This is a genomic window from Mesorhizobium sp. M1E.F.Ca.ET.063.01.1.1, from assembly GCF_003998155.1.
GTDB lineage: Bacteria > Pseudomonadota > Alphaproteobacteria > Rhizobiales > Rhizobiaceae > Mesorhizobium.
The window spans coordinates 1-1,683 of record NZ_RZSC01001024.1 but is presented as its reverse complement, the minus strand read 5'-3'; the positions used below and the strand labels follow the sequence as shown (position 1 = coordinate 1,683).

1 protein-coding gene and 1 pseudogene are annotated in these 1,683 nt (G+C 68.3%); both read left to right on the top strand.

Annotated elements, in window-relative coordinates:
* Positions 1–189 (top strand): annotated as a pseudogene (locus tag EOA29_RS35565) (OmpA family protein); the annotation flags it as partial.
* Entirely contained in the window at positions 186–1,634 is a 1,449-nt protein-coding gene (locus tag EOA29_RS35560; RefSeq protein ID WP_127222332.1) for a chemotaxis protein MotC, read from the top strand. The pseudogene EOA29_RS35565 and the gene EOA29_RS35560, both read left to right, overlap by 4 nt.
* Positions 1,635–1,683 lie beyond the last annotated feature (49 nt).

The window sequence follows — 1,683 nt, the reverse complement described above, 5'->3', positions numbered from 1 at the left end:
GCCTATGACAACTGGCGGCTGTCCACCGCCCGCGCCCACTCCGCCTATTACATGCTGGTGCGAGGCGGCGTCGACGAAAGCCGTATCACCGAGGTCGCCGGCTATGCCGACCGCCAGCCCAGGATCCCGTCCGATCCGCTGGCCGCCGCGAACCGCCGCATCGAAATCCTGATGGCTACAGGCGGATGAGAGGCAAGACCGTCATCGGCCGCGCTGTCGGGCTGCTGCTGCTCGCCGCCGCAGGATCGCCGGCCGCGGCTTTCGCCCAGGATGACGGCTTGCAGCCTTATCAGCTGGTGCGTTCGCTGCAGCTGATCCAGGACCGCATCGCCGGCGGCGACCATGCGGCGCTGCCGATGCAGGCCAAACTGCTCGAAATGACCGATGCCAGGCTTCGCGCCGCCGATGCCGAGGATTTCAAGGATCCGAAAAATTTCCGCGGACTGCTCGTCTACGGCATGAGCGGCGGCAACCCTGTCACGGTCGAGGCCGCGGCTTCGCGCGCGACGACCGACCCGCAAAGCCTCGCCATCGCCAAGGGGATCGTCGCCTACCTGAACGGCCGGCCGGCCACCGCGATCGAGATCCTGAAGCCGATCGATCCGATGAGCGTGCCTCCCGACCTCGGCGCCTTCCTGGCGCTGGTCAAGGGTTCTCTGCTCGCGACCGATGAACCGGCCGCAGCGCTCATCTTGCTGGACCAGGCCCGCCTGCTCAGCCCCGGCACGCTGGTCGAGGAAGCAGCCCTTCGCCGTTCCGTCGGCATCGCCGCGGCACAAGGCGATGCCGCTCGCTTCGCGCTCGCCTCGACGCAGTATGTCGCGGGCTATCTCTATTCCCCCTATGCCAGCCAGTTCGCGGATTCCTTCGTCTCCGGCGTTATTCAACTGCACATGTCGATCAGCCAGGACAAGCTCGCCGACATCACGTCGATGATGGATGCCGAGCGCGAGAAGGTGATCTATCTGCGCATCGCCCGCCGTGCCGCGATCGACGGGCTGACGGATCTCTCCGCTTTCGCCTCGGCGCGGGCCGAGCAAGGCCGTAACGGCAACGGCAATCAGGACGATCCACGCGCCGTGCTCTACTCCAGCCTCTCCACGGTGACGTCGGCCACGATCGACGACGTGCGCGCCAGGCTCGGCAAGATCGATCGCGCCAAACTTTCGGAAGGCGACCGCGCCTTGCTCGACGCCGCGCAAGCCGTCGCAGGCGAGGTCGTCGCACCTGTGCCGGCGGCAGGCAAGGACGAGATCGAGGCTGCGGATCCGGCAAGGATCAATGCGGCGAAACCCGCCGCCGAAGCCGAGTCTGTGAGCAAGGCCGACGCCGAAGCCTTGCCGCCGGTGGAAGGCGCCATGTCCGAGCAGACGGCTGTCGCGGCTGCGGCCAAGCCGGCGGCGGACGCGCCGACCGCGGCTCCCGCGCCGCCGACCCTGCCAACGACGGCTCCGCCCACGGTCGCGGCGCTAGCCGCCGCTCCGGCACCACCCGAAACGCCAGCCGTGCTGCCTGCGTCTGCGCCGGCGGCCGTCGCGGATCTTGATCCGCACGATCCCACCGACGCCGCGATGCTCAACGCGCGCCGTCAGCTCGACCAAATTGACCAGTTGCTCGGAGCCGCTCCCAAATGACCAGCATCAGCCAGGCCTTGCCGGGACTCGGCTCTGCCCACGCCCAGTC

What these genes read in the sequence shown, in the direction of transcription:
- EOA29_RS35560 (WP_127222332.1), top strand. Translation starts at nt 186, where the DNA reads ATGAGAGGCAAGACCGTCATCGGCCGCGCTGTCGGGCTGCTGCTGCTC.